This is a genomic window from Komagataeibacter europaeus, assembly GCF_002173515.1.
GTDB lineage: Bacteria > Pseudomonadota > Alphaproteobacteria > Acetobacterales > Acetobacteraceae > Komagataeibacter > Komagataeibacter europaeus.
Genome location: NZ_CP021467.1, coordinates 2,077,156 through 2,097,311, shown reverse-complemented (window position 1 = coordinate 2,097,311; position 20,156 = coordinate 2,077,156). Strand labels below are relative to the sequence as shown.

The 20,156-nt window shown below is 64.6% G+C and carries 18 protein-coding genes, 1 tRNA gene and 1 riboswitch; of the genes, 7 read left to right on the top strand and 12 right to left on the bottom strand.

Annotated features, from left to right (window positions below):
- Positions 1-82 precede the first annotated feature (82 nt).
- Positions 83-1,285 (bottom strand): O-succinylhomoserine sulfhydrylase, encoded by a 1,203-nt coding sequence (gene metZ, locus S101446_RS09650; protein WP_019090970.1) that lies wholly within the window; start codon positions 1,283-1,285, stop codon positions 83-85.
- A 125-nt stretch (positions 1,286-1,410) separates the two neighbouring features.
- A riboswitch (SAM riboswitch) is annotated at positions 1,411-1,491 on the bottom strand.
- Between the two features lie 114 nt (positions 1,492-1,605).
- Between metZ and S101446_RS09645 the strand changes: the two genes are divergently transcribed.
- Positions 1,606-1,679, top strand: a tRNA-Gly gene (locus S101446_RS09645).
- Positions 1,680-1,735: 56 nt separating this feature from the next.
- On the opposite strand, the gene S101446_RS09640 is transcribed toward S101446_RS09645, so the two are convergent.
- The 11 genes from S101446_RS09640 to S101446_RS09590 all read right to left on the bottom strand — a co-directional run bounded on the left by S101446_RS09640 (position 1,736) and on the right by S101446_RS09590 (position 13,659).
- Positions 1,736-2,152, bottom strand: a complete 417-nt coding sequence (locus S101446_RS09640) for a hypothetical protein (RefSeq protein WP_029335423.1) — start codon at positions 2,150-2,152, stop codon at positions 1,736-1,738.
- A 237-nt stretch (positions 2,153-2,389) separates the two neighbouring features.
- Positions 2,390-3,067 (bottom strand): PqiC family protein, encoded by a 678-nt coding sequence (locus S101446_RS09635; RefSeq protein WP_087608251.1) that lies wholly within the window; start codon positions 3,065-3,067, stop codon positions 2,390-2,392.
- On the bottom strand, positions 3,064-4,029 hold the full coding sequence (locus S101446_RS09630; protein WP_087608250.1) for an MlaD family protein: 966 nt from the start codon (positions 4,027-4,029) through the stop codon (positions 3,064-3,066). The genes S101446_RS09635 and S101446_RS09630 overlap by 4 nt, the downstream gene beginning before the upstream one ends.
- Positions 4,029-4,841 (bottom strand): ABC transporter ATP-binding protein, encoded by an 813-nt coding sequence (locus tag S101446_RS09625; protein WP_010509078.1) that lies wholly within the window; start codon positions 4,839-4,841, stop codon positions 4,029-4,031. Before S101446_RS09625 ends, S101446_RS09630 begins: the two co-directional genes overlap by 1 nt.
- A 5-nt stretch (positions 4,842-4,846) precedes the next feature.
- Positions 4,847-5,983, bottom strand: coding sequence for an MlaE family ABC transporter permease (locus S101446_RS09620; protein ID WP_029335425.1), 1,137 nt, complete (start codon positions 5,981-5,983; stop codon positions 4,847-4,849).
- A 205-nt stretch (positions 5,984-6,188) separates the two neighbouring features.
- Complete coding sequence (locus S101446_RS09615) at positions 6,189-7,259, bottom strand: hypothetical protein (RefSeq protein WP_087608249.1); 1,071 nt, start codon at positions 7,257-7,259, stop codon at positions 6,189-6,191.
- Positions 7,259-7,993: a 2OG-Fe dioxygenase family protein gene (locus tag S101446_RS09610; RefSeq protein ID WP_010509085.1), complete on the bottom strand. Its 735-nt coding sequence runs from the start codon at positions 7,991-7,993 to the stop codon at positions 7,259-7,261. The genes S101446_RS09615 and S101446_RS09610 overlap by 1 nt, the downstream gene beginning before the upstream one ends.
- Complete coding sequence (locus S101446_RS09605; RefSeq protein ID WP_208620509.1) at positions 7,986-10,538, bottom strand: mechanosensitive ion channel family protein; 2,553 nt, start codon at positions 10,536-10,538, stop codon at positions 7,986-7,988. The genes S101446_RS09610 and S101446_RS09605 overlap by 8 nt, the downstream gene beginning before the upstream one ends.
- A gap of 191 nt (positions 10,539-10,729) precedes the next feature.
- Positions 10,730-11,323 carry an RDD family protein gene (locus tag S101446_RS09600; RefSeq protein WP_010509089.1) on the bottom strand — a complete coding sequence of 198 codons (594 nt, stop codon included), beginning with the start codon at positions 11,321-11,323 and terminating at the stop codon, positions 10,730-10,732.
- Positions 11,324-11,438: 115 nt separating this feature from the next.
- Positions 11,439-12,674, bottom strand: coding sequence for a bifunctional glutamate N-acetyltransferase/amino-acid acetyltransferase ArgJ (gene argJ, locus S101446_RS09595; protein ID WP_010509090.1), 1,236 nt, complete (start codon positions 12,672-12,674; stop codon positions 11,439-11,441).
- A 103-nt stretch (positions 12,675-12,777) separates the two neighbouring features.
- Entirely contained in the window at positions 12,778-13,659 is an 882-nt protein-coding gene (locus tag S101446_RS09590) for a peptidylprolyl isomerase (RefSeq protein ID WP_087608247.1), read from the bottom strand.
- Between the two features lie 284 nt (positions 13,660-13,943).
- Between S101446_RS09590 and secA the strand changes: the two genes are divergently transcribed.
- From secA to S101446_RS09560, 6 genes are read left to right on the top strand one after another with little or no spacing between them, the layout of a single operon-like run.
- Entirely contained in the window at positions 13,944-16,685 is a 2,742-nt protein-coding gene (gene secA, locus S101446_RS09585; protein ID WP_087608246.1) for a preprotein translocase subunit SecA, read from the top strand.
- A gap of 59 nt (positions 16,686-16,744) precedes the next feature.
- Positions 16,745-17,494, top strand: a complete 750-nt coding sequence (locus tag S101446_RS09580) for a YebC/PmpR family DNA-binding transcriptional regulator (protein WP_010509094.1) — start codon at positions 16,745-16,747, stop codon at positions 17,492-17,494.
- An 8-nt stretch (positions 17,495-17,502) separates the two neighbouring features.
- Complete coding sequence (gene ruvC, locus S101446_RS09575) at positions 17,503-18,009, top strand: crossover junction endodeoxyribonuclease RuvC (protein WP_010509095.1); 507 nt, start codon at positions 17,503-17,505, stop codon at positions 18,007-18,009.
- Positions 18,006-18,626 carry a Holliday junction branch migration protein RuvA gene (ruvA, locus tag S101446_RS09570; RefSeq protein WP_048851879.1) on the top strand — a complete coding sequence of 207 codons (621 nt, stop codon included), beginning with the start codon at positions 18,006-18,008 and terminating at the stop codon, positions 18,624-18,626. Before ruvC ends, ruvA begins: the two co-directional genes overlap by 4 nt.
- Positions 18,623-19,669, top strand: a complete 1,047-nt coding sequence (ruvB, locus tag S101446_RS09565; RefSeq protein WP_010509097.1) for a Holliday junction branch migration DNA helicase RuvB — start codon at positions 18,623-18,625, stop codon at positions 19,667-19,669. Before ruvA ends, ruvB begins: the two co-directional genes overlap by 4 nt.
- Entirely contained in the window at positions 19,670-20,089 is a 420-nt protein-coding gene (locus S101446_RS09560; RefSeq protein WP_010509098.1) for a YbgC/FadM family acyl-CoA thioesterase, read from the top strand.
- Positions 20,090-20,156: the final 67 nt, after the last annotated feature.

The window sequence follows — 20,156 nt, the reverse complement described above, 5'->3', positions numbered from 1 at the left end:
TCTCGCCCAGCGGGGACTCCGCTCCTTCCCCGCCGGGGGGAGGGAAAGGCCTGTTCTTGCTCATGACGGGACTGCTCCTTGCTTACCGGTTGGCCAGCGCCGCGATGCCGCGCTTGAGGTCGTCAATCAGGTCGTCGGCATCTTCCAGCCCGACGGAAAAGCGGATCGCCCCATCGGTAATGCCAAGCCGGGCGCGTTCTTCGGGCGCCAGTTTCATGTGTGTGGTCGTGGCCGGATGCGTGACAAGGGAGCGCGCATCGCCAAGGTTGTTGGAAATCGAGATCAGGCGCAGCGCGTTCATGAAGGCGAACGCCCCTTCCTTGCCGCCCTCGACCTCGAACGCCACCAGTGTGGAACCGGCGGACATCTGCTTCTTCGCCAGTTCGTACTGCGGGTGGTCCTTGCGGCCGGGATAGAAGACCCGGACGATGCCAGGCGCTTCCGCCAGGAAGTCCGCCACTTTCGCGGCATTCTGCGTCATGGCGTTTACACGCAGGCCCAGTGTCTCGATGCTTTTCAGCATGACCCATGCGTTGAAGGGGGACAGGCTGTTGCCGGTATTGCGGGTGAAGGGACGCAGGACCTCGTCAATCCACTTGGCATTGCCCAGCACCGCGCCGCCCAGCACGCGGCCCTGTCCGTCGATATGCTTGGTGCATGAATACACCACCACGTCCGCCCCCAGTTCCAGCGGCTTCTGGTACAGCGGGGTTGCAAAGACGTTGTCCACCACCACCGTCGCCCCGGCCTGGTGCGCCAGGTCGCAGATCATGCGGATATCCAGCACATCCAGCATCGGGTTGGACGGGCTTTCCAGCAGCACGGCGCGCGTGGGCTTGCCGAGCGCTTCCTTCCATGCCGCCATGTCGCCGCCATCAACGAATATGGTTTCCACACCGTAGCGCGGCAGCAGTTCGGCCACGATCCAGTGGCACGACCCGAACAGCGCGCGCGACGCCACGACCCGGTCGCCCGCGCGCACCTGCGCCAGCAGGGCGGAGGAGACGGCCCCCATGCCTGTCGCCGTCAGGACGCACGCTTCCGCGCCCTCAAGGTCACACAGGCGGCGTTCAAGGTTGGATGTGGTCGGGTTGCCAAAGCGCGAATACTGGTAATGCGAGACATCGCCCGTAAAGGTGCCTTCGGCCTGTTCCGCGCTGTCATAGACAAAGCCGGAGGTCAGGAACATCGCCTCGCTGGTTTCGCCATAGGGGGTGCGCTCAAGGCCCGCATTGATCAGGCGGGTGGCGGGACGGAAGGACTTGGGATCAGGCTGGTCAGTCATGGCGGATGGCAATTCCTGTGAACGGGGATGGGCGTGAATACGGGCAGAGGTCAGCGCCGGTCTGTTCCGGCAGCCCATTCCCCAAAGGCGGTTCACGACCGTGGAAACCATGATGCCCGCGCCCTTGCGGGCGGGATCAGGCCTCTTTAGCGCGTATGTTTTACCTCGCCGCAAGCCGGCCGCATCAAATCACGAGGGCCCGGCAGGAAGCCCGCCGGACATCAATGCTTATTGCGGATCAGGGCAGGGTGCGTCAACTGCCGCCCGTATGGCAGGGGTGATTGCATCCGTCAGGGTTGTGCAGTATAGAGGGCCGGCATGCGGGTGTAGTTCAATGGTAGAACGGCAGCTTCCCAAGCTGCATACGAGGGTTCGATTCCCTTCACCCGCTCCACCATCCCCCCGGAATTCCATATTCACAGGATCGATCGCGCAGGACGTGGCCGCCGCCTATTGGCCTGTGGGCGCGGGTTCGGGTGCTGCCTGCGTATCGATGTAGGTCGTGCCGTTCCAGATCCAGCGATCTGTCTCATCCACCAGCAGGTCATGCATGTTGTCATGCACCTGCGGGGTGATGGTGATCGGCCCGCTGACGGAATCCAGCACCAGTGTCCATTTATGCCCGTCGGGCAGGTACACGGACGTGGAACACCCCGCCGATCCGCACAGGCTGGCGGACTGCAACTGCACAAACAGCGCCATGCGGCGCGGGTTGTCCGATAGCAGGCCCGATCCGGTCAGCAGTACGGGCTGTTCACGCTGGTTCGCGGCATCATGCAGGTCCTGCGCCACCAGCCTGCGGGCCTGCCGGTCCAGTTCGGTGCCGGGATGCTGCGCCAGGAGGACCGGCCCGCTTTCCGCGGCCATGCCAGCCCCCGATGACCCGAGCGCGACAGACAGGCTGGCGGCAGAGGCAGCCCTGCGAAGGGCACGGAAAAATGGGGACATGACAATACTCCGGCAGACTGGACACGGTTGCGCACCCAATGCCTTTCATGCCGAAAGGTTCCCCATCCGTACGGACCGGGCCGGGTGTCGCGGTCCGTTTTACCCTCCCGCGGTCAAGCCAGACCGGGACAGGACCGCACCTGTCCCGCCACAGGGTCAGCCTCTGGTATGGCGATGGAAGGTCATGGCGGTCTGTGGTGCCGCCGTGCTGGGCCAGCTTGCCTCGATCCGGTCGCTCAGCTCGTTCAGCAGGCTTTCGGTCACCTTGGCAATGTTGGCGTTGCTGGCCGTGCTGCCATCCATGACGATGGTGGTGCGGTTACGCAGGATGGAGGCGCGCGAATCCTCCGGAATGATGGCCCAGTCCGCATTCAGCGCGGATTTGCCGTCGCGGCTGACATCAAGGCGGCTGATATTGAGCTGCAGCCGCCATGTCGGCCGGTCAGGCTGGCTCTGGTCGGTTACGAACAGGTTCGGCCATTTCTGCGCCAGCCGCGCGGTGATCAGGTCGGTCGCGCCCACCGACAGGCGGCTGGCCCAGCGACCCAGCCCGCTGCGTTCGATTTCATGGCCGTTGCGCACCATGATGTCCTGGCTGTCCAGGTAATCGGGCATGCGCGCGCGTTCGACCTCGATCACGGGCGTGCTGTCCGTAATGGGCTGGGTGGCGGTACTTTCCGCGCCGACGGCCACGGCAGGCGCGCCAAGGGTATAAAAGCGGACCGGGGCCGAGGAACAGGCCGACAGCATGACCGCCGACAGCAGTAATCCGCCACTTGCCCGCAGGGCCGGATACAGACGTGAAAGGGAGACGGCGGGCTGGCGCGTTTTCATTTATTGCGTCCCATCAGCAGAAGTTGCGGATTACTTTCGACTTCATTGGCGAATCCGCGCAGCCCGTAACCTGCTTCCATAATATCACGCATCGTATCGTCCAGATTGAGCCTGTCACGTGATTGCGGGTCAGTCAGCGTACGCAGGCTGGCAAGGGTTTCATGCGCCTGTGCCATGGTCTGGCGGGTACTGGCGATCAGCGCCAGAAGCTCCGCCCGCCGTGCCGCGAACTGCTGGCTGTTGGTGGCGATCAGCCTGTCCAGCCTGTTGATGGTGATGCTGGCGCGGTTTTCCACATCCGCAATGGCCGCGCGGATCTGGGTCACCGCCCCCTCACTGCGTGCGGATGTCGTGCGGATGCTGGCGATCATGCCCGGCAGGTCACGATTCATGTCTTCCGCCAGCTTGCGGATGCTGGCCATCGCGGTCTGCAGGTCATGGTGCAGCTGCTGGACGGAAGTTGCGATCAGCATGGTCTCCATCTGCTGCAGCGCCGTCTGTCCCATCGGTATTTCCGTCAGGTCCGTGTCCACCAGGCCGGGATGCAGCCGCACCGGTGTCCTGGGGTCCATGTCCAGGTCAAGCTCGGTCTGCCCGGTGACAAGGCTGTGCAGCGTCATTTCCGCCCGCAGGCCGTTACTGATCAGTTCGGGCAGTGGCGGCAGATCGCTGCGTCCGGGCGCATGATTGGGGTCGAACAGGATATAGACCGGCATGTAGGTATGGTGACTGGCCGGATCGACCTTGACCGTAATGCGTTCGACGGCACCCACCGGCACGCCCCGGAAATTGACGGGGGAGCCGATGTCCAGCCCGTTGGTCGGGCTTTCAAAAATCACCAGTGCCTCGCTGGTGCGGCCGGGCAGGGGCAGCGACCCCTTTACGCCCAGTATGACGAGCGCAATGGCCGCAACCCCCAGCACGGCTGAACCGATCAGCGTCTGCCTGCCGGGCACTGGCATTACCCGTTTCCAGCGGAGCTGGAACTGTCCAGCTGTTCACGGTGCATGAAGGCATGGACCATCGGGTCGGTGCAATGATCGCGCAGCCAGCGCGGCGAGCCGTGGGCAATGGCGGTTTTCTGGTCGGCATCAAGGAAAATGCCGTCATCAGCGATGTGGAACAGGCTGGACAGTTCATGGCTGACGATGATGATCGTCGCCCCCAGCCCGTCGCGCAGGTTCAGGATCAGTTCATCCAGACGGGCGGATGTGATCGGGTCCAGCCCGGCGGAAGGTTCGTCAAAGAACAGGATATCGGGGTCCAGCGACATGGCGCGCGCAAGGCCCGCGCGCTTGCGCATGCCGCCACTGAGTTCGGAGGGATACTGGTCAATGGCGTGCAGCATGCCCACCAGCCCCAGCTTGAGTTCCACAAGCTGGCGGATCACGTCCGGTTTCAGTCTGGTGAACATCTGCATGGGCAGGGCGACGTTTTCGCCTACGGTCATGGAACTCCACAGCGCGCCGCTCTGGAACAGGACGCCGAAACGCCGCCCGATACGCACGCGGCTGGCATCGTCGCCCGCCCAGTAATTGTCCTTTTCCACCAGATATGTGCCATGGGTGGGGCGCAGCAGGCCGATCATGCTCTTGAGCAGGGTGCTCTTGCCGCAGCCCGACCCGCCCATGACCGCAAAGATGCTGCCCCGTTTCACACGGAAGGACACGTCATGCTGGATTACCTTGCTGCCGAAGGCCAGGGTCACGTCATCGACGGAAATCATCACCGGACGGTCATCGGTGGCGGGCATCTGGGTGTTCGTATCATTCATGGCGGTCAGATCCCGATGACATTGGCGATAACCGCGAAGACCGCATCAAGGGCGATCACGCCCACGATGCCCACGACCACGGCCTTGGTCGCGGCAATGCCCACGTCGGCGGCGCTGCGCCCGGCCTTCAGCCCGATGCGGCAGCTGGTCAGGCCGACAAAGGTGCCGAATACGAAGCTCTTGATGAAGCCGAAGGTGAACTGGTCCAGCGGCAGCGCCTGGATCGTTTCGTGGAAGTAGCCCAGCGGCGATACATCAAGCATGATGTAGGATACAAAGAACCCGCCCAGCATGCCGATCAGGCAGCCGTACAGGTAAAGCAGCGGCATGGTGAAGGCGAGGGCAAGCACCGAAGGCAGGATCAGGTAACTGGAAACCGGAATGCCGAATACCTGCAGCGCGTCGATTTCTTCATTGGCCTGCATGGTGGAAATGCGCGCGGCATAGGCGCCACCCGTGCGCCCGGCCATGATGATGGCGGTCATGACGGCGGACATCTCGCGCACCATGGCAATGGCCACAAGGCTTGCGACATAGATGTCGGCCGCGAATTTATGCAGTTCCACCGAACCGACAAAGGCAAGGATCGCGCCGACCAGGAAATTCACCACGCCCACGATCAGCAGCGCCGCAGGCCCCGCCGCGTTCAGGTCGGACATGAGGTCGACGGTGCGCATCATCCCGCGCCCGACCAGCGAGGCGAGGCCGCCCCGGGCCGCGGCCGCGCCCATTTCGCTGACACAGCCGACCTCGTTCAGGGTATCGAGCGTGAACTGCCCCACCGCCGCCACCGGTGCGAAATGGTGGGGCGGGGGCGGTGTCGGTTCGGGCGGGATTTCAGGCAGCAGGTCCAGCAGCTTGTGCGCGGATTCCGGCAGGGTGTTGGTGTCGACGTTCACATGGGCTTCGCGCGCGCTGCGCTTGAGTTCCCACAGGAAGCTGATCAGTGATGTATCCCACCTGCCAAGCTGGTCCGTGCGGAATTCGACCGGCTCATCATGCGGCACATCCTTCAGGGCGCCGGCGGGAAAGGCGGGTGTGCGTCCTTCCTGTGCAATCCAGTCCCCTGACAGCGTGACAAGGGTCCGGTTCGCCTCGGGCTGAAGATGCCATTGCGGCGCACCATTGACGGACGTATTCACCAGCCTCTCCAACCTCAGTGCCGCAACCTTGCCTGCCCGGTCACGGGGGCGGCATGCACAAAATGATCCCCGTCCACGTTACATGACTGCGTCGCGCATGCGTATGGCGGGCACCCCATGATATTCTGTTTTCCATACCAGATGACCCGCCCGGCACAAGCCCCGCCGGTGTGGAGGTTCCGCGATGGCAGCGCATGGCTTTGGGCTACGGCCGGCCCATATCGGGGCCGTCATGCGGGTCATGCAGCCTGTCCAGCGCTGGATCCGCAACCGGCCTGCCCTGCACGACAGCCGTGATATCCGCCATCAGCCGCCGGGCCACGGGGAGTCGGTAATGCAGCGGATCCCAGAAATTGTCACGGTTTTCCGTCAGTGGGCCGTCATGGTTGAAATCAAGGGCGATCACGTTGGGCTGGTGGGCCGCGATCCTTTCCACCCCCAGCCTGCATGCCTGCAGACGGGTCGCCGCAATGCCGCCCGCCGTTCCGTGCAGGAAGGCGGATGCAGGCGGAAACCACAGGATGCGGATGGTGGAGGCAGGCATGCGTCCAACCATTGAATCCAGCAGCGCCATGGTAGCTGGTGGTGTCCCGGCCATGCCGGGTGGCGCCGGGGTATTGTCAGGCGGCGCCCAGTGGTCGAAGGCGGCCTGGACCCGCCCCCGCAGCCGGTCATACCGGTCATCGGGCGGGACAAAGCTGGTGTAGCCATCCAGGCCGAAACGCTGGGCCTTCAGTCCCACCAGCCACAGGAACTGGTTGGTGGCTTCCTGCAGGGCGTACAGGCTGGCCATGTGCAGGTAGCCGGTCCAGGCCGGGTGGCCGTACATCCATTCCGGCCACGGCCGGTTGGGGGATGTCAGGCTGCCGGGGCGTTCATGGCACCAGGCGGCGTCCATATCGATCATGACAATACGCGGGGCGGGGTGCGCGCGCAGGAAGATGTCAAGTTCGCGCGCCTGTTCCCACGGGCTGGCGCTGTTCATGGACATGTTCAGGAAATGCGTGCCCAGTGCGTGGTCCATCACGGCGGGCTGGATCAGCCTGCTGGTGGACGTGCCCAGCATGACGGAATCGAAGCGCGGGTCACGGGCCAGCGCGGGCATGGTGTAGCGGGCGTTGGATGTAATGGGAATGCGGGGCAGGCGGGGGGAAAGGGGCAGCACGTCCCACGGGTCAACCGTTACGATGAACAGATAAAGGCCGCCGCCCAGCGCCAGCATGGTCTCCAGCGCAAGCGTGCAGAAATGCTTCCACGCCCCGGACCGCGCCTGCATCACTGGTGGCGGAATGTCACGACCAGTACGTCACGATAGGCCGGTCGCGTGGGGTCAAGGGGCCTGACCGCCGTCACCCCATGATAGACACGGTTGTCATTGACTACCGCCGTATCCAGCGGCTCATCCAGCATGAAGCTGCCCACCATGGTGCGCTGCAGGTCATGAATCGCGGTTTCGCCGGACATGACGTTCTCGCGCCGGATCATTACGACCATGACCCAGTCCACGCCATCGCGGTGCAGCCCTTCCGGCGTGGGCTGGCCGGGACTGTCATCCAGCGCCTCGATCCGGAACTGGTGGATTTCGGTGTGCCATGTATCGGGCATGCTGGCCGGGTCGGTCAGGTCGGCGACGATCCGGTGCATGAGCCGCAGGATGGCGCGCAGTGCGGGGTGCGTGCCCACTTCCGGTTCCACCGCGCGGAACCAGCGTTCGATCCCGCCATTGAGTTCGTTGTAATCGCGGCTCTGGTAATGGGGCTGGTGTTTCTTGCGCTGGATGCCACCGTCGCTGATGGCGAAGGTGGCATGACGACGGCGGCGGTAACGCCCGCCATCCGCCATGTAGCGATCCAGCCCCAGCCGGTTCCAGCTGGCGGCGAAACTGGCCCAGTCCCGCAGCCCGTACTGTTCCAGCAGGGGGCGCATCTCCCCCGCTGGCACGAAGGCGAAGCCATCCGTGCGCAGGGGGGATTCCAGCCGCGCCAGCAGCGTGGGCGTGCCGTCAGCCATTGGAGGGTTCATTTCCCTTGGGGCTGGCCGCCTGTCCGTCGCCATCGGCCTGGGCCTTCGGGGCCGCCGGTTTCGGCGCGTCCGGCTGTGCTTCGCGCGCGGCAAGTAGCGTGGCCGGATCTTCCTCCATGTTCATGCGCAGCGCGCCGCTCGGGCCATTGGCCAGCAGGTTGACCGAAGTCGGGATCGGGAATGCGACCTTTTCCTTCACCATGCGTGCGCCCAGACGGCTGTAATATTCACGATAGACCTTCCACTTCGCGCCCGCTGCCGTGCGGATGGAACCAAGGAACTTGGCCCCGTTCCCGTCCGCCTGCTCGACACCCAGGAACGAGAAGTCGGACTTGATCAGCGGACCATACACCGGGTCCTTGCGCATCAGCGACAGTTCATCCTTCAGGATCGCCGCGACACGGTGCGGGTCTTCCGACAGGTCCAGCATGAAGCTGACCACCACAAGGTTGTAATCGCGCGAGGTATTGGCAATCGAGGTCACGGAGGAGAACGGGATGATGTGCAGGTCCCCGTTCACCGCGCGCAGCCGCAGGGTGCGGATCGACAGGTGTTCCACCGTGCCTGCGACACTGCCCGCGGTGACCCAGTCACCCACCTGCATCGCATTTTCCACCAGCATGAAGAAGCCGGTGATGAAGTCCTTGACCAGGCTCTGCGAACCGAAGGCGATGGCGGCACCCATGATGCCCGCGCCGGTCAGCAGCGGGGCGACGTTGATGCCGATCTGCGACAGCGTGGTCACGGTCACGATGATGATGATGAAAGTCAGCAGCACCGTGCGGATGATCGGCAGGACCGTGCGCAGGCGTGTCGCGCGGGATGCCTGGTCTGATGTCTCGAACCGGGTGATCTGGTTCTGCAGCGTGGCGTTGGCCACTTCCCACACCACGATGGCGATGGTGTAGGCGATCATGATCGTCAGCATGGCGCCCACGATCTTGGTGCCCAGCGAACCATGCAGGAAGAAGCGGATCGCAGGCAGGCCCCATGACTGCAGCAGCAGCACGATGGTCACGAATGTCAGCAGCACCGACAGCGCGCGCCGCGCGATGGGGTAGTAGTAGTCCACGCGCGCCTGCAGGCCGGGATAGCGCTTTTCGGTGGCCTCGGGCACATGGAAAATCTTGTTCTGCATGCTGAAGGCCAGCACGGACAGCAGCCGCGCCCCAAGGATGACCACGATGGTCAGCGACAGCGTGCGCAGGATCCAGGCATAGCCGCCACGGATCTGGGTAGCCCAGACCAGCCACAGCGCAAGGTCGAAGAACATGGCCGGGATCCACCAGAAGCGGACCATCCTGCCCACGAAGATCCAGAACGGCTTTTCACGCAGGCGCGCCGACGGCTGCAGTGCTGCGGCCACATGGTGGCGGATGCGCCAGATGAAGATCGCGATCAGGATATGTTCGATCAGCACCACGGCGCGAATGATGGCTTCCGTGCCGCGGGCCGGCATGTCGAACACGCCACCCAGCGTGGACAGGCACACCACGATGGAAGGTGCTGCGACAAGGAAGTTCCACCACCGCGTGACCATGCGCGCCGTGGCATCCGACGCGCTGCACAGGCGGATGGTGGGGGAATGCGGCACGAACACCGTTTCGAGCAGCAGGTAGATCACGCGCGCGATCACATAGGCGTTCGTCAGCGTGATGGTGACCATCGCGGCCTGGTGGGTGGAGGTGAACAGCGCGGATGCGCCATAACCCAGCCCGCAGAACAGGGCGACCGGCAGCAGCTTGATCAGCAGGTGCAGCAGTGAATAGGGAATGCGCGTGATGATGCGCAGCGTTTCATGCTGCTGGCGGTCATCGTTCTGGCGGGCCTGTTCGGTCTGCTGTTCGGCCTGTGCATCGGCAGTGGAGGCGGGTGGCGGGGCAGGCTGGTTCTGGTCCGCCTGGTCTTCACGCTTCAGGCGCTGGTTCAGGCGCTGCTCGGTCGCCACCGCGCGCGCGGTGACACCGGCCAGCGGCTTGCGCATGGCGATGGACAACGCGCGTTCGGCGACAAGGGCCAGGATGAAGATGATGCTGGCGCGACCCATCGCATCCAGCAGGATCCGGCGCGAATCCGCATTGGACAGGATGGAGTGGACCCACCGGCCCACAAAGGCCAGATCCTTGAACAGCCCCATGAAGTTCTGGCCCTGCTGCAACGCGAGGTCGCGTATGTGGGTCAGTTCGCTCATGGTTTCGCTGCTGATGCTGTCGGGTTCAAGCGACACATCGGCGGGGGCGGCTTTTTTCGCGGGGGCTGCGGCGGGGGCCGGCTTGGGCGCGGGCAGTCCCTTGGCGATGGCGTCAAGGGTGCGGGTGAATTCCTCGCGCTTCTGCGGGTCGTTCATGACCGACAGGACCTGCTGCGCCTGCTGGCTGGTTATGCCCTGTGTCGCCGGGTCGGTGTCCGCCGCGCGGGCCTGCATGGCCCACGGCAGCAGCGCCAGCATGAAGGCCGCCAGCAATGTCAGGATACCGCCCCGTCTGGACCGGGTTGGAGCGGAATGGACCGTTGTCGCGTAATGGGCCGACATGCCGATTGTTCACCTCCTTGGAAAATCAGGAACCCCGGCGCAGCGCAGCGTCAGGATCCCCGCCATAACACCAAAACGCCCGCGCGCATTCCTGCGCGGGGCGGACCGTCATGCTGCGGGAAAAACATTCAATATCAGAATAGAAGGCCGGCAGAGGCGGGAAGGTTGCATTTTTGTCATGTTTTTTTGTGTCAGCCGCCCCATTGCGGCGGCGTCGGGGCGGCGGCCCGGGCCTCGCGGCGGATCACGCAGGTGCCCGCCAGAATGTCATGCAGCCCCTGCTTGCGCTGTGTCCACATGACCATGAGGAACCCCACCCCACAGATCAGCGCCGACAGGTATTTGCCGAAATACCGCCCCGCCGCGCGCAGCAGCGTGATGCGGTTGCCATACAGGTCGGTCACGCGCATGCTGCACATGATCTTGCCCGGCGTGGCCTGCAGGGATGACGCCTCGAACATGATGTAATACGCGGCGGGCAGCAGCAGGGTAATCAGTTCGAACAGCCCGTTGCCGTTCCAGTGCAGGTGGGGCGTGCTGGACAGGATGGTGTAGTCGGCAGGCTGGATATAGGAGATTCGGTAATCCCCCCCGCTGCCCCCCGTCGATTGCGGGTCGAATATCGAGATCGAGAGGCTGGGCGGCACCAGCAGCATGCCCAGCAGGCCAAGCACCGCCCACAGCACGATGGAATCGATCACATAGGCCACGACCCGGATCCAGAACCCCCCATAGGTCCAGACATCCTGTGGGGTGGAGGCAGGGCGGAAAAACGGGTTTGTCATGCAGGCTGTTCCTGTCTGGCAGACGTGATGGGTATACCCGGACAGCAATGCCATCGCTGCGTGCGCAACGAAACAGGAAAAAAGTGCGCGCCCGCAATCAGGCGCCCGCCATGGCCTAGCTGCGATAGGATCCGTTGATGTCGATGTAGCCGTGCGTCAGGTCGCAGCCCCATGCCTGCGCCGTGCCGTTGCCCAGGCCCAGGTCGATGGTGATCTCGATTTCCTGCCCGCGCATGTGCGCGACAACGGGGGTTTCATCATAATCGGGCACGACGGTGCCGTTTTGGGCAATCCATGTCCCGCCAATGCCGACCGACAGCGTATCGCGGTTGGCGGGTTCGCCACATTTGCCAACCGCCATGACGACGCGGCCCCAGTTGGCGTCTTCCCCCGCCACGGCCGTCTTGACCAGCGGGGAATTGGCCACGGCCATGGCCACGCGGTGGGCCGATTCATCGGATACCGCGCCCGTGACGGTGATGTGCATCATCTTCGTCACACCTTCCCCGTCGCGGATCACCAGCAATGCCAGTTCCAGCAGCAGGGAATCGAGCGCTTCGCGGAAATCCGCCAGATGCGGCGACTGCGCATCCCCGATTTCCGTATTGCCGGCCTGCCCCGTGGCGAACAGCAGGATCATGTCGGAGGTGGAGGTATCCGAATCCACCGTAATGCAGTTGAAGCTGCGGTTGACCCCATCGGTCAGCAGGGACTGGATCACGCCTGCGGGCAGTTTCGCATCGGTCGCGATGAAGGACAGCAGGGTCGCCATGTCCGGTGCCACCATGCCGCTGCCCTTGACAATGCCCTGGATGCGCACCGTCGTTTCGCCAATGCGCGCCGTGCGGGTCGCGGCCTTGGGAAAGGTATCGGTGGTCATGATGCCACGCGCGGCATCCGCCCACCCGTCATCCGACAGGGTGGCGTACAGGCCGGGCAGGGCGGCTGAAATCTTCTGGTAGGGCAGGATTTCACCGATTACGCCGGTGGAGGCGAGGAAAACCTCGCTTGCCGCGCAATTGACCAGTCGCGCCGCGTCGGCCGCATTGGCCTGCGTCGCCTCGAAGCCCGCGCGGCCGGTAAAGACATTGGCGTTTCCCGCATTGACCACCAGCGCCCGCGCGCGGCCATCGGCCATCGCGGCGCGGCACCAGTCCACCGGCGCGCCGGGGCACTTGCTGCGGGTATAGACACCCGCCACCGTCGTGCCCGGCGCGAATTCCGCCATCACCAGGTCGGTGCGTCCCTTGTAACGGATGCCTGCCGCCGTTGCGCCGAAACGTACGCCCGCCACGGGCGGAAGTTCAGGCATTGGCCGGGCAAGGGGGGAGACGGGCAGGGCATTGGCCATGGTCGGTCAGGATCCTTGGATGACAGCGGGAAACGGGGAACGGATATTATTCAGCGGCGCGGGCGGGAACGCGGTTGCATCCCGCCCGCGCCGCAGCCTTGGATCAGTGGGCCGCGGGCTGTTCAGGCAGCGGCTTGCCGTCCGGGCCAAAGCGCACGACCTTGACCTGCGACAGGGCGTTGCTGACGGCCTTCTGCACGCCTTCCTGGATCAGCTTCTGGCGGATCTGGTCGCGGGTCGCGTCCAGCGTGGGCGTCGGCGCGGTGCGCTTGCCCAGCACCTGGATCACGTGCCAGCCGTACTGGGTGTGGACCGGGGTCTGGCTGAAGGTGTTGGGCTGCATGGAAGATGCCGCGTCCCAGAAGGTCGGCAGCATGTCACCCTTCTTGAACCAGCCCAGGTCGCCGCCATTCTGCTTGGCGGATCCGGGATCCTTGGACAGCTTGGTGGCCAGCTGGCCAAAGTCGGCTCCGGCCTTGAGCTGCTTGATGACGTCGTTGGCCTCGGCCTCGGTCTGCACCAGGATGTGGCGGGCGTGGATTTCTTCAGCACCCGGCTTGTTGGCGTAGTTCTTGTCGTAATACGCCTTGACCGCATCATCGGTCAGCGTGGGGGCGACCTGTGCCGACAGATAGGCATTCTGCAGCGCATTCTGCGCCGCCTGCTGCATCTGCTGCTGGACGTCGGGCTGCTTGTCCAGCCCGGCCTTGGCCGCCGCGACCTGGATGGCGCGCTGGTCCACAAGCTGGTTGAGCAGGATCGGCACGATGATGTTGTCGGGCAGCTTGCGCAGCTGCTCGGGCATCGTGGCCATGGCCTGCCGCACGTCATTGAGACGGATGTCCTGCCCGTTCACCGTGGCGAGGAGCGGATTCTGGTCCGCCGCGCCGGGCGCGCCCGGCTTGGCCGCCGCGGGGGCGGGCGCCGGGGCGGGGGACGCCGCGAATGCAGGAGGGACGATGAAAGAGGAAGCAAGCAGGGCCATCGTTGCGACAGCCTTTGCCGGACTGATAGTCCGCATGTGCAAAAAACCCTAGTTATGAACGCGTTCGGCGGGCATCATGGCGAAGGGCGGCCCAGCCTGCAAGGGCCGGATGCGATATGGCCGTTTTCCCCCGCTTTTGCCATGGCGCCACGGTCCATCGGTTGACCGTTGGCGGCATGGGTCCTATCTCATGTCTCCGCGCGAGAATTTTATCCGCCAAAGCCTGCCCCCGCCCCCGCCGGTCCGTCGCGGGCGTGCGGGAATGCCATTCCGGGAAGGTCTTCATGTTCGCCAGTATTGCCCGCGCCCTGTTCGGAACCGCCAATGACCGGGCGCTGAAATCGTACCAGCGGCGCGTGCCCGCGATCAACGCGCTTGAGCCCCAGGTCCAGGCGCTGGACGATGCGGCCCTTGCCGCCAAGACGCCCGAATTCCGTGAACGCCTTGCCAGGGGCGAAACGCTGGATGCCCTGCTGCCCGAAGCCTTCGCCGTCTGCCGCGAGGCCTCGAAGCGCGTGCTGGGCATGCGACATTTCGATGTGCAGCTGATTGGTGGCATGGTCCTGCATGATGGCAAGATTGCGGAAATGCGCACCGGTGAGGGCAAGACCCTTGTCGCGACGCTTGCCGTCTATCTCAGCGCGCTGGCGGGCAAGGGCGTGCATGTCGTGACCGTCAACGACTACCTTGCCAGCCGCGATGCCGACCAGATGGGCAAGCTGTATGAATTCCTGGGGCTGAGCGTGGGCGTGGTCGTGCCCAACATGCCCGAGGACGAACGCCGCGCCGCCTACCGTGCCGACATAACTTACGGTACCAACAACGAATTCGGCTTCGACTACCTGCGTGACAACATGAAGTACCGCGTGGAGGACATGGTCCAGCGGCCCTTCCACCACGCCATTGTCGATGAAGTCGATTCGATCCTGATCGATGAGGCGCGGACCCCGCTCATCATCTCCGGCCCCGCCGAGGACAGTTCCGACCTGTACCGCGCGGTGGATGAGGTGATGGTCGCCCTGGTGGCCGACCCCGAAGCGTATGAGAAGGATGAGAAATTCCGCTCCGTCATCCTGACGGAAAAGGGCGCGGAACAGGTGGAGGAACTGCTGCGTGGCGCGGGCGTGCTGCATGAAGGCGGCCTGTATGACAGCAATAACGTGGCGGTGATCCACCACGTGCAGCAGTCGCTGCGCGCGCATACGCTGTTCACCCGCGATGTCGATTACATCGTGCGTGGTGGCAAGGTGGTGATCATTGACGAATTCACCGGCCGCATGATGGAAGGCCGCCGCTATTCGGACGGCCTGCATCAGGCGCTGGAAGCCAAGGAGCATGTCGAGGTCCAGCAGGAAAACCAGACCCTGGCCTCCATCACGTTCCAGAACTACTTCCGCATGTATCCCCGCCTGTCCGGCATGACCGGCACGGCCATGACGGAAGCGGATGAATTCGCGGATATCTACAAGCTCGACGTGATCGAGATTCCGACCAACCTGCCCGTCGCGCGCAAGGACGACGATGACGAGGTCTACCTGACCGCGCGGGAGAAATACGAAGCGGTCGCCAACCTCATCAAGGACATCAGCAAGACATCCGGCCAGCCGGTGCTGGTGGGCACGACGTCGATCGAGAAGAGCGAGTACCTCTCCTCCCTGCTGCGCCAGCACGGCATCAAGCACAACGTGCTTAACGCCCGGTTCCATGAACTCGAGGCCGAGATCGTGGCGCAGGCCGGTGCGCCCGGGGCCATCACCATCGCCACCAACATGGCCGGGCGTGGCACGGACATCAAGCTTGGCGGCAATGTGGACATGCTGATCCACCAGCGCCTTGCCGGGATCGAGGATCCGCAAGACTATGCCCGCAGCGAGCAGGAACTGCGGGAGACGGTGGCCCGCGACCACGATATCGTACGCAAGGCGGGCGGCCTGTATGTCATCGGCACCGAACGGCATGAAAGCCGCCGTATCGACAACCAGCTGCGCGGCCGCGCGGGGCGTCAGGGCGATCCGGGCAATTCGCGCTTCTTCATCTCGCTTGAAGATGACCTCATGCGCATATTCGGTACCGACCGCATGGGCAACATGCTGCAGAAGCTGGGCCTGAAGGAAGGGGAGGCGATCGTGCATCCCTGGATCAACAAGGCCCTTGAGCGCGCGCAGAAGAAGGTCGAGGCCCGCAACTTCGACATGCGCAAGAACACGCTCAAATATGATGACGTGATGAATGACCAGCGCAAGGAGGTCTATGCCCAGCGCCGGGAATACATGGCGGCAGAGGATGTCTCCCCCATCATCACCGAAATGCGTGAAGACGTGATCCATGACATGGTGGCCCGGCGCATTCCCGAAAAATCCTTCCCCGAGCAGTGGCTGAAGGATGAACTGGCGCAGGATGTGCAGGCCACGCTGAACCTGACCCTGCCGATTGCGGAATGGGCGAAGGAAGACGGCGTGGACGGCACGGTCGTGGCCGAACGGATCGAGCAGGCGGCCGCCCAGTCACAGGCCAGCCGGGCCGCCAATTTCGGCCCGTCCGTCATGCGCTATGTGGAAAAGCAGGTGCTGCTGACCACGTTTGACGCGGTATGGAAGGAACACCTGCTGGCCCTTGACCAGCTGCGTCAGGGCATCGGCCTGCGCGCCTATGGCCAGAAGGACCCGCTGAACGAGTTCAAGCACGAGGCGTTCGAGCTGTTCCACGCCATGCTTGATCACCTGCGGGTGCGCGTGACCTCCACCATGGCGCGGGTGGAAATGGCGCCGCCGCCGATTGACAACCCCTTTGCCGGTGTTGCCGAAATCCATTCCGACCCCGAGGTGCCGGGGCTGGAGAACGAGCCGGGCCCCGGCCTCATGCCCGATGCGACGGGCCGCCAGCCGGAGCCGTCCATGGCGACGCCCATCGGCGGGGCTGCGGTCATGCCCGATGACCCGTCCAGCTGGGGCGAGGTCTCGCGCAATTCGCCCTGCCCCTGCGGGTCGGGCAAGAAATACAAGCACTGCCACGGGCGGCTGGTCTGACCAGCCATACCGGGGTGGATGGCCAAGAACGATAGACGAAACAGGATCAGGGACGAACGATGGCGGGTCATTCCCAATTCAAGAATATCATGCACCGCAAGGGCGCGCAGGACGCGAAGCGGGCCAAGCAGTTTGCCAAGGTCATCCGTGAAATCACCGTGGCCACGCGTGAAGGCATGCCCGACCCGGCCATGAATCCGCGCCTGCGCGCCGCGATTTCGGCCGCGCGTGAAGTCAACATGCCCAAGGACACGGTCGAACGCGCGATCAAGAAGGCATCGGGCGCTGGCGGCGGTGATGACTACACCGAAGTCCGTTACGAAGGTTACGGCCCGGCCGGCGTGGCCGTGATCGTGGAAGGGCTGACGGATAACCGCAACCGTACGGCATCCGATGTCCGCGCGGCGTTTTCCAAGCATGGCGGTTCGCTGGGGGAGACGAACTCGGTGTCCTTCATGTTCACCCGCCTGGGGGTGATCACCTATCCACTGGATGCGGCGAGCGAGGACGACTTGATCGAAGCCGGGCTTGAAGCCGGTGCCGAGAATGTCGAGACCGTGGACGGCATGCATGAAGTGACCTGTCCGGTCGAATCCTTCTTTGCCGTGCGCGACGCGCTGGAAACCCGTTTTGGCGAACCCGCTTCGGCCCGGCTGGACTGGCGGCCGTCCAATACGGTTGAACTGGATGAAGACAAGGCGCGCAGCGTGTTCAAGCTGATCGACACGCTGGAAGACCACGACGACGTGCAGGCGGTATACGCCAATTTCGACGTGCCGGACGACGTGGCCGAAAAGCTGTCGGCCTGATCCGGCCGGTGGTCCGCATCCTTGGCATTGATCCTGGCCTGCGTTTTACCGGCTGGGGGGTCGTGACGGCGCAGGGCAACCGGCTGAGCCATGTTGCCGATGGTGTGATCGCCACCGATTCGGCATTGTCCGTGCCCGAGCGTCTGCGTCACCTGCATGATGCGCTGCTGGAACTGGCCCGTAACTTCGCCCCCGATGAAGCGGCGGTCGAGGAAACCTATGTCAACCGCAACGGTTCTGCGACGCTGAAGCTGGGCTATGCCCGTGGCGTGGGGCTGCTGGTGCCGATGCTGCTGGATATTCCCGTATCCGAATACGGAGCAAAGACGGTCAAGCGCGCCGTGGTCGGCACCGGGGCCGCGACAAAGGAACAGGTCGGCATGATGGTCCGCCGGATCCTGCCCACGGCCCTGCTGAAGCGCGCGGATGCGGCGGATGCGCTGGCGGTGGCCATCTGCCACGCCCACCATCGCGCCAGCGCCATGCATATCGCCAATGCGACGAGGATGGCATGATCGCGCAGCTGCGTGGCCTGCTGGCGCAGGTGGAGGCGGATCGCTGCGTGATTGACGTAAGCGGCGTCGGCTATCTGGTGCAGGCGTCCTCGCGCACGCTGGCGGTCCTGCCGCAGCCGCCGGAACTGGCCCTGGTGCTGGTGGAAACCGTGGTGCGCGAGGACGCCATCCTGCTGTATGGCTTTGCCGAGGCGTCGGAGCGGTCATGGTTCCGCCTGCTGACCACCGTGCAGGGGGTGGGGGCCAAGGTGGCGCTGGCCATCCTGTCCGTCCTGCCGCCGGCTGACCTGATGGTGGCCATTGGCGGGGGCGACAAGGCCATGCTGACCCGCGCGGGGGGCGTGGGCGCGCGTCTTGCCCAGCGTATCGTGACCGAACTGCGTGACAAATGCGAAGGCATGCCCACGGGCGCGCCCGCGGGCAGCGTGGTGCCGGGCGTGACCATTACCGTGCCGACGCAGCGGAGCATCGCGGCGGATGCGCTGCTGGCGCTGTCCGGGCTTGGCTTCCGCCGGGCGGAGGCGCAGCCGGTGGTGGAACGGGTCATTGACCGGCTGGACGGCAAGGCCGATCTGGATGTCGTGATCCGTGACGCGCTGAAGGAACTGGCACGATGAGCGAACAGCCCGAGCGCGAAATCGACGCCCGACGGGGCGAGGAAGACGGTAGCGAAGGCTCGCTCCGGCCCCAGACGCTGGATGATTTCACCGGCCAGAAGGCCAGCCGCGAAAACCTGGCCATTTTCATCGCCGCCGCCCGGCAGCGTGGAGATGCGCTGGATCATGTGCTGCTGCATGGGCCGCCGGGACTGGGCAAGACCACGCTGGCGCAGATCGTGGCGCGTGAACTGGGCGTGGGGTTTCGCGCGACATCGGGGCCGGTGATCCAGCGCGCGGGGGATCTGGCTGCGATCCTGACCAACCTGCAGCCGCGCGACGTGCTGTTCATTGACGAAATCCACCGCCTGCACCCGTCCATCGAGGAAGTGCTGTACCCGGCGATGGAGGATTTCCAGCTTGACCTGATCATTGGGGAAGGGCCTGCCGCGCGTTCGGTGCGGATTGACCTGGCCCCCTTTACGCTGGTGGCCGCCACCACGCGCGCGGGCCTGCTGGCGACGCCGCTGCGGGACCGGTTCGGCATTCCGCTGCGGCTGGTGTTCTATACCCCTGAGGAACTGTGCCAGATCGTGACCCGTGGCGCGCGCAAGCTGGAATTCGACCTGACACCGGAGGGGGCGGAGGAAATCGCCCGCCGTTCGCGTGGCACGCCGCGTATCGCGGGCAGGCTGCTGCGCCGGGTGCGCGACTTCGCCGCCGTGGCGCGTGCGGGCAGCGGGCCGGTTGACCGGGTGCTGGCGGATGCCGCGCTGTCGCGTCTGGAAGTCGATTCGATGGGGCTGGATGGCATGGACCGCCGGTACCTGCGCCGCATTGCCGAATACCACCATGGCGGCCCGGTGGGGGTTGAAACGCTGGCGGCCGCCCTGGCCGAGGCGCGCGATACACTCGAGGATGTGATCGAGCCCTACCTGATTCAGGAAGGGCTTGTGCTACGGACAAGCCGCGGGCGCATGCTGGGCGAACGGGGCTGGCGCCATCTCGGGTTGCAGCCCCCCGCCCGCACGCCCGGACAGGGCGACCTGCTGGGGGATGACTGAATGGTGGAACATAATATCGATTTCCGTATCTACTACGAGGATACGGACGCGGGGGGCGTCGTCTATCATGCCCGCTACCTTGCGCTGGCGGAACGCGCCCGCACGGAAGCGATCCGCGCGCAGGGGCAGGCGGCGTCCGACCTGCTGGCCGATTACGGGCTGGCCTTCGTGGTGCGGCATGCCGCCATCGACTACCGCGCGCCGCTGCGGCTGGATGACATCGTGCGCATCACGACTCGCCTGACGGACCTCGGGGCGGCAAGCTGCCGGCTCATGCAGGACTTCCACCGTGTGGACGGGAATGGCGGTCTGGGGTGCGGGTCGCTGGATGTCCGTCTGGCCTGCGTGCGTGCGCAGGATGGACGGGCTGCCCGATTTCCGCCGCGATGGCGTGATCTTTTACGCGAACTCGTGGCCTGAGCCAGACGAAGGCATGCAGTATGCATGTGCTTTTCGTGCCATGGGTTGACCGGGACGCAAGGCTGTG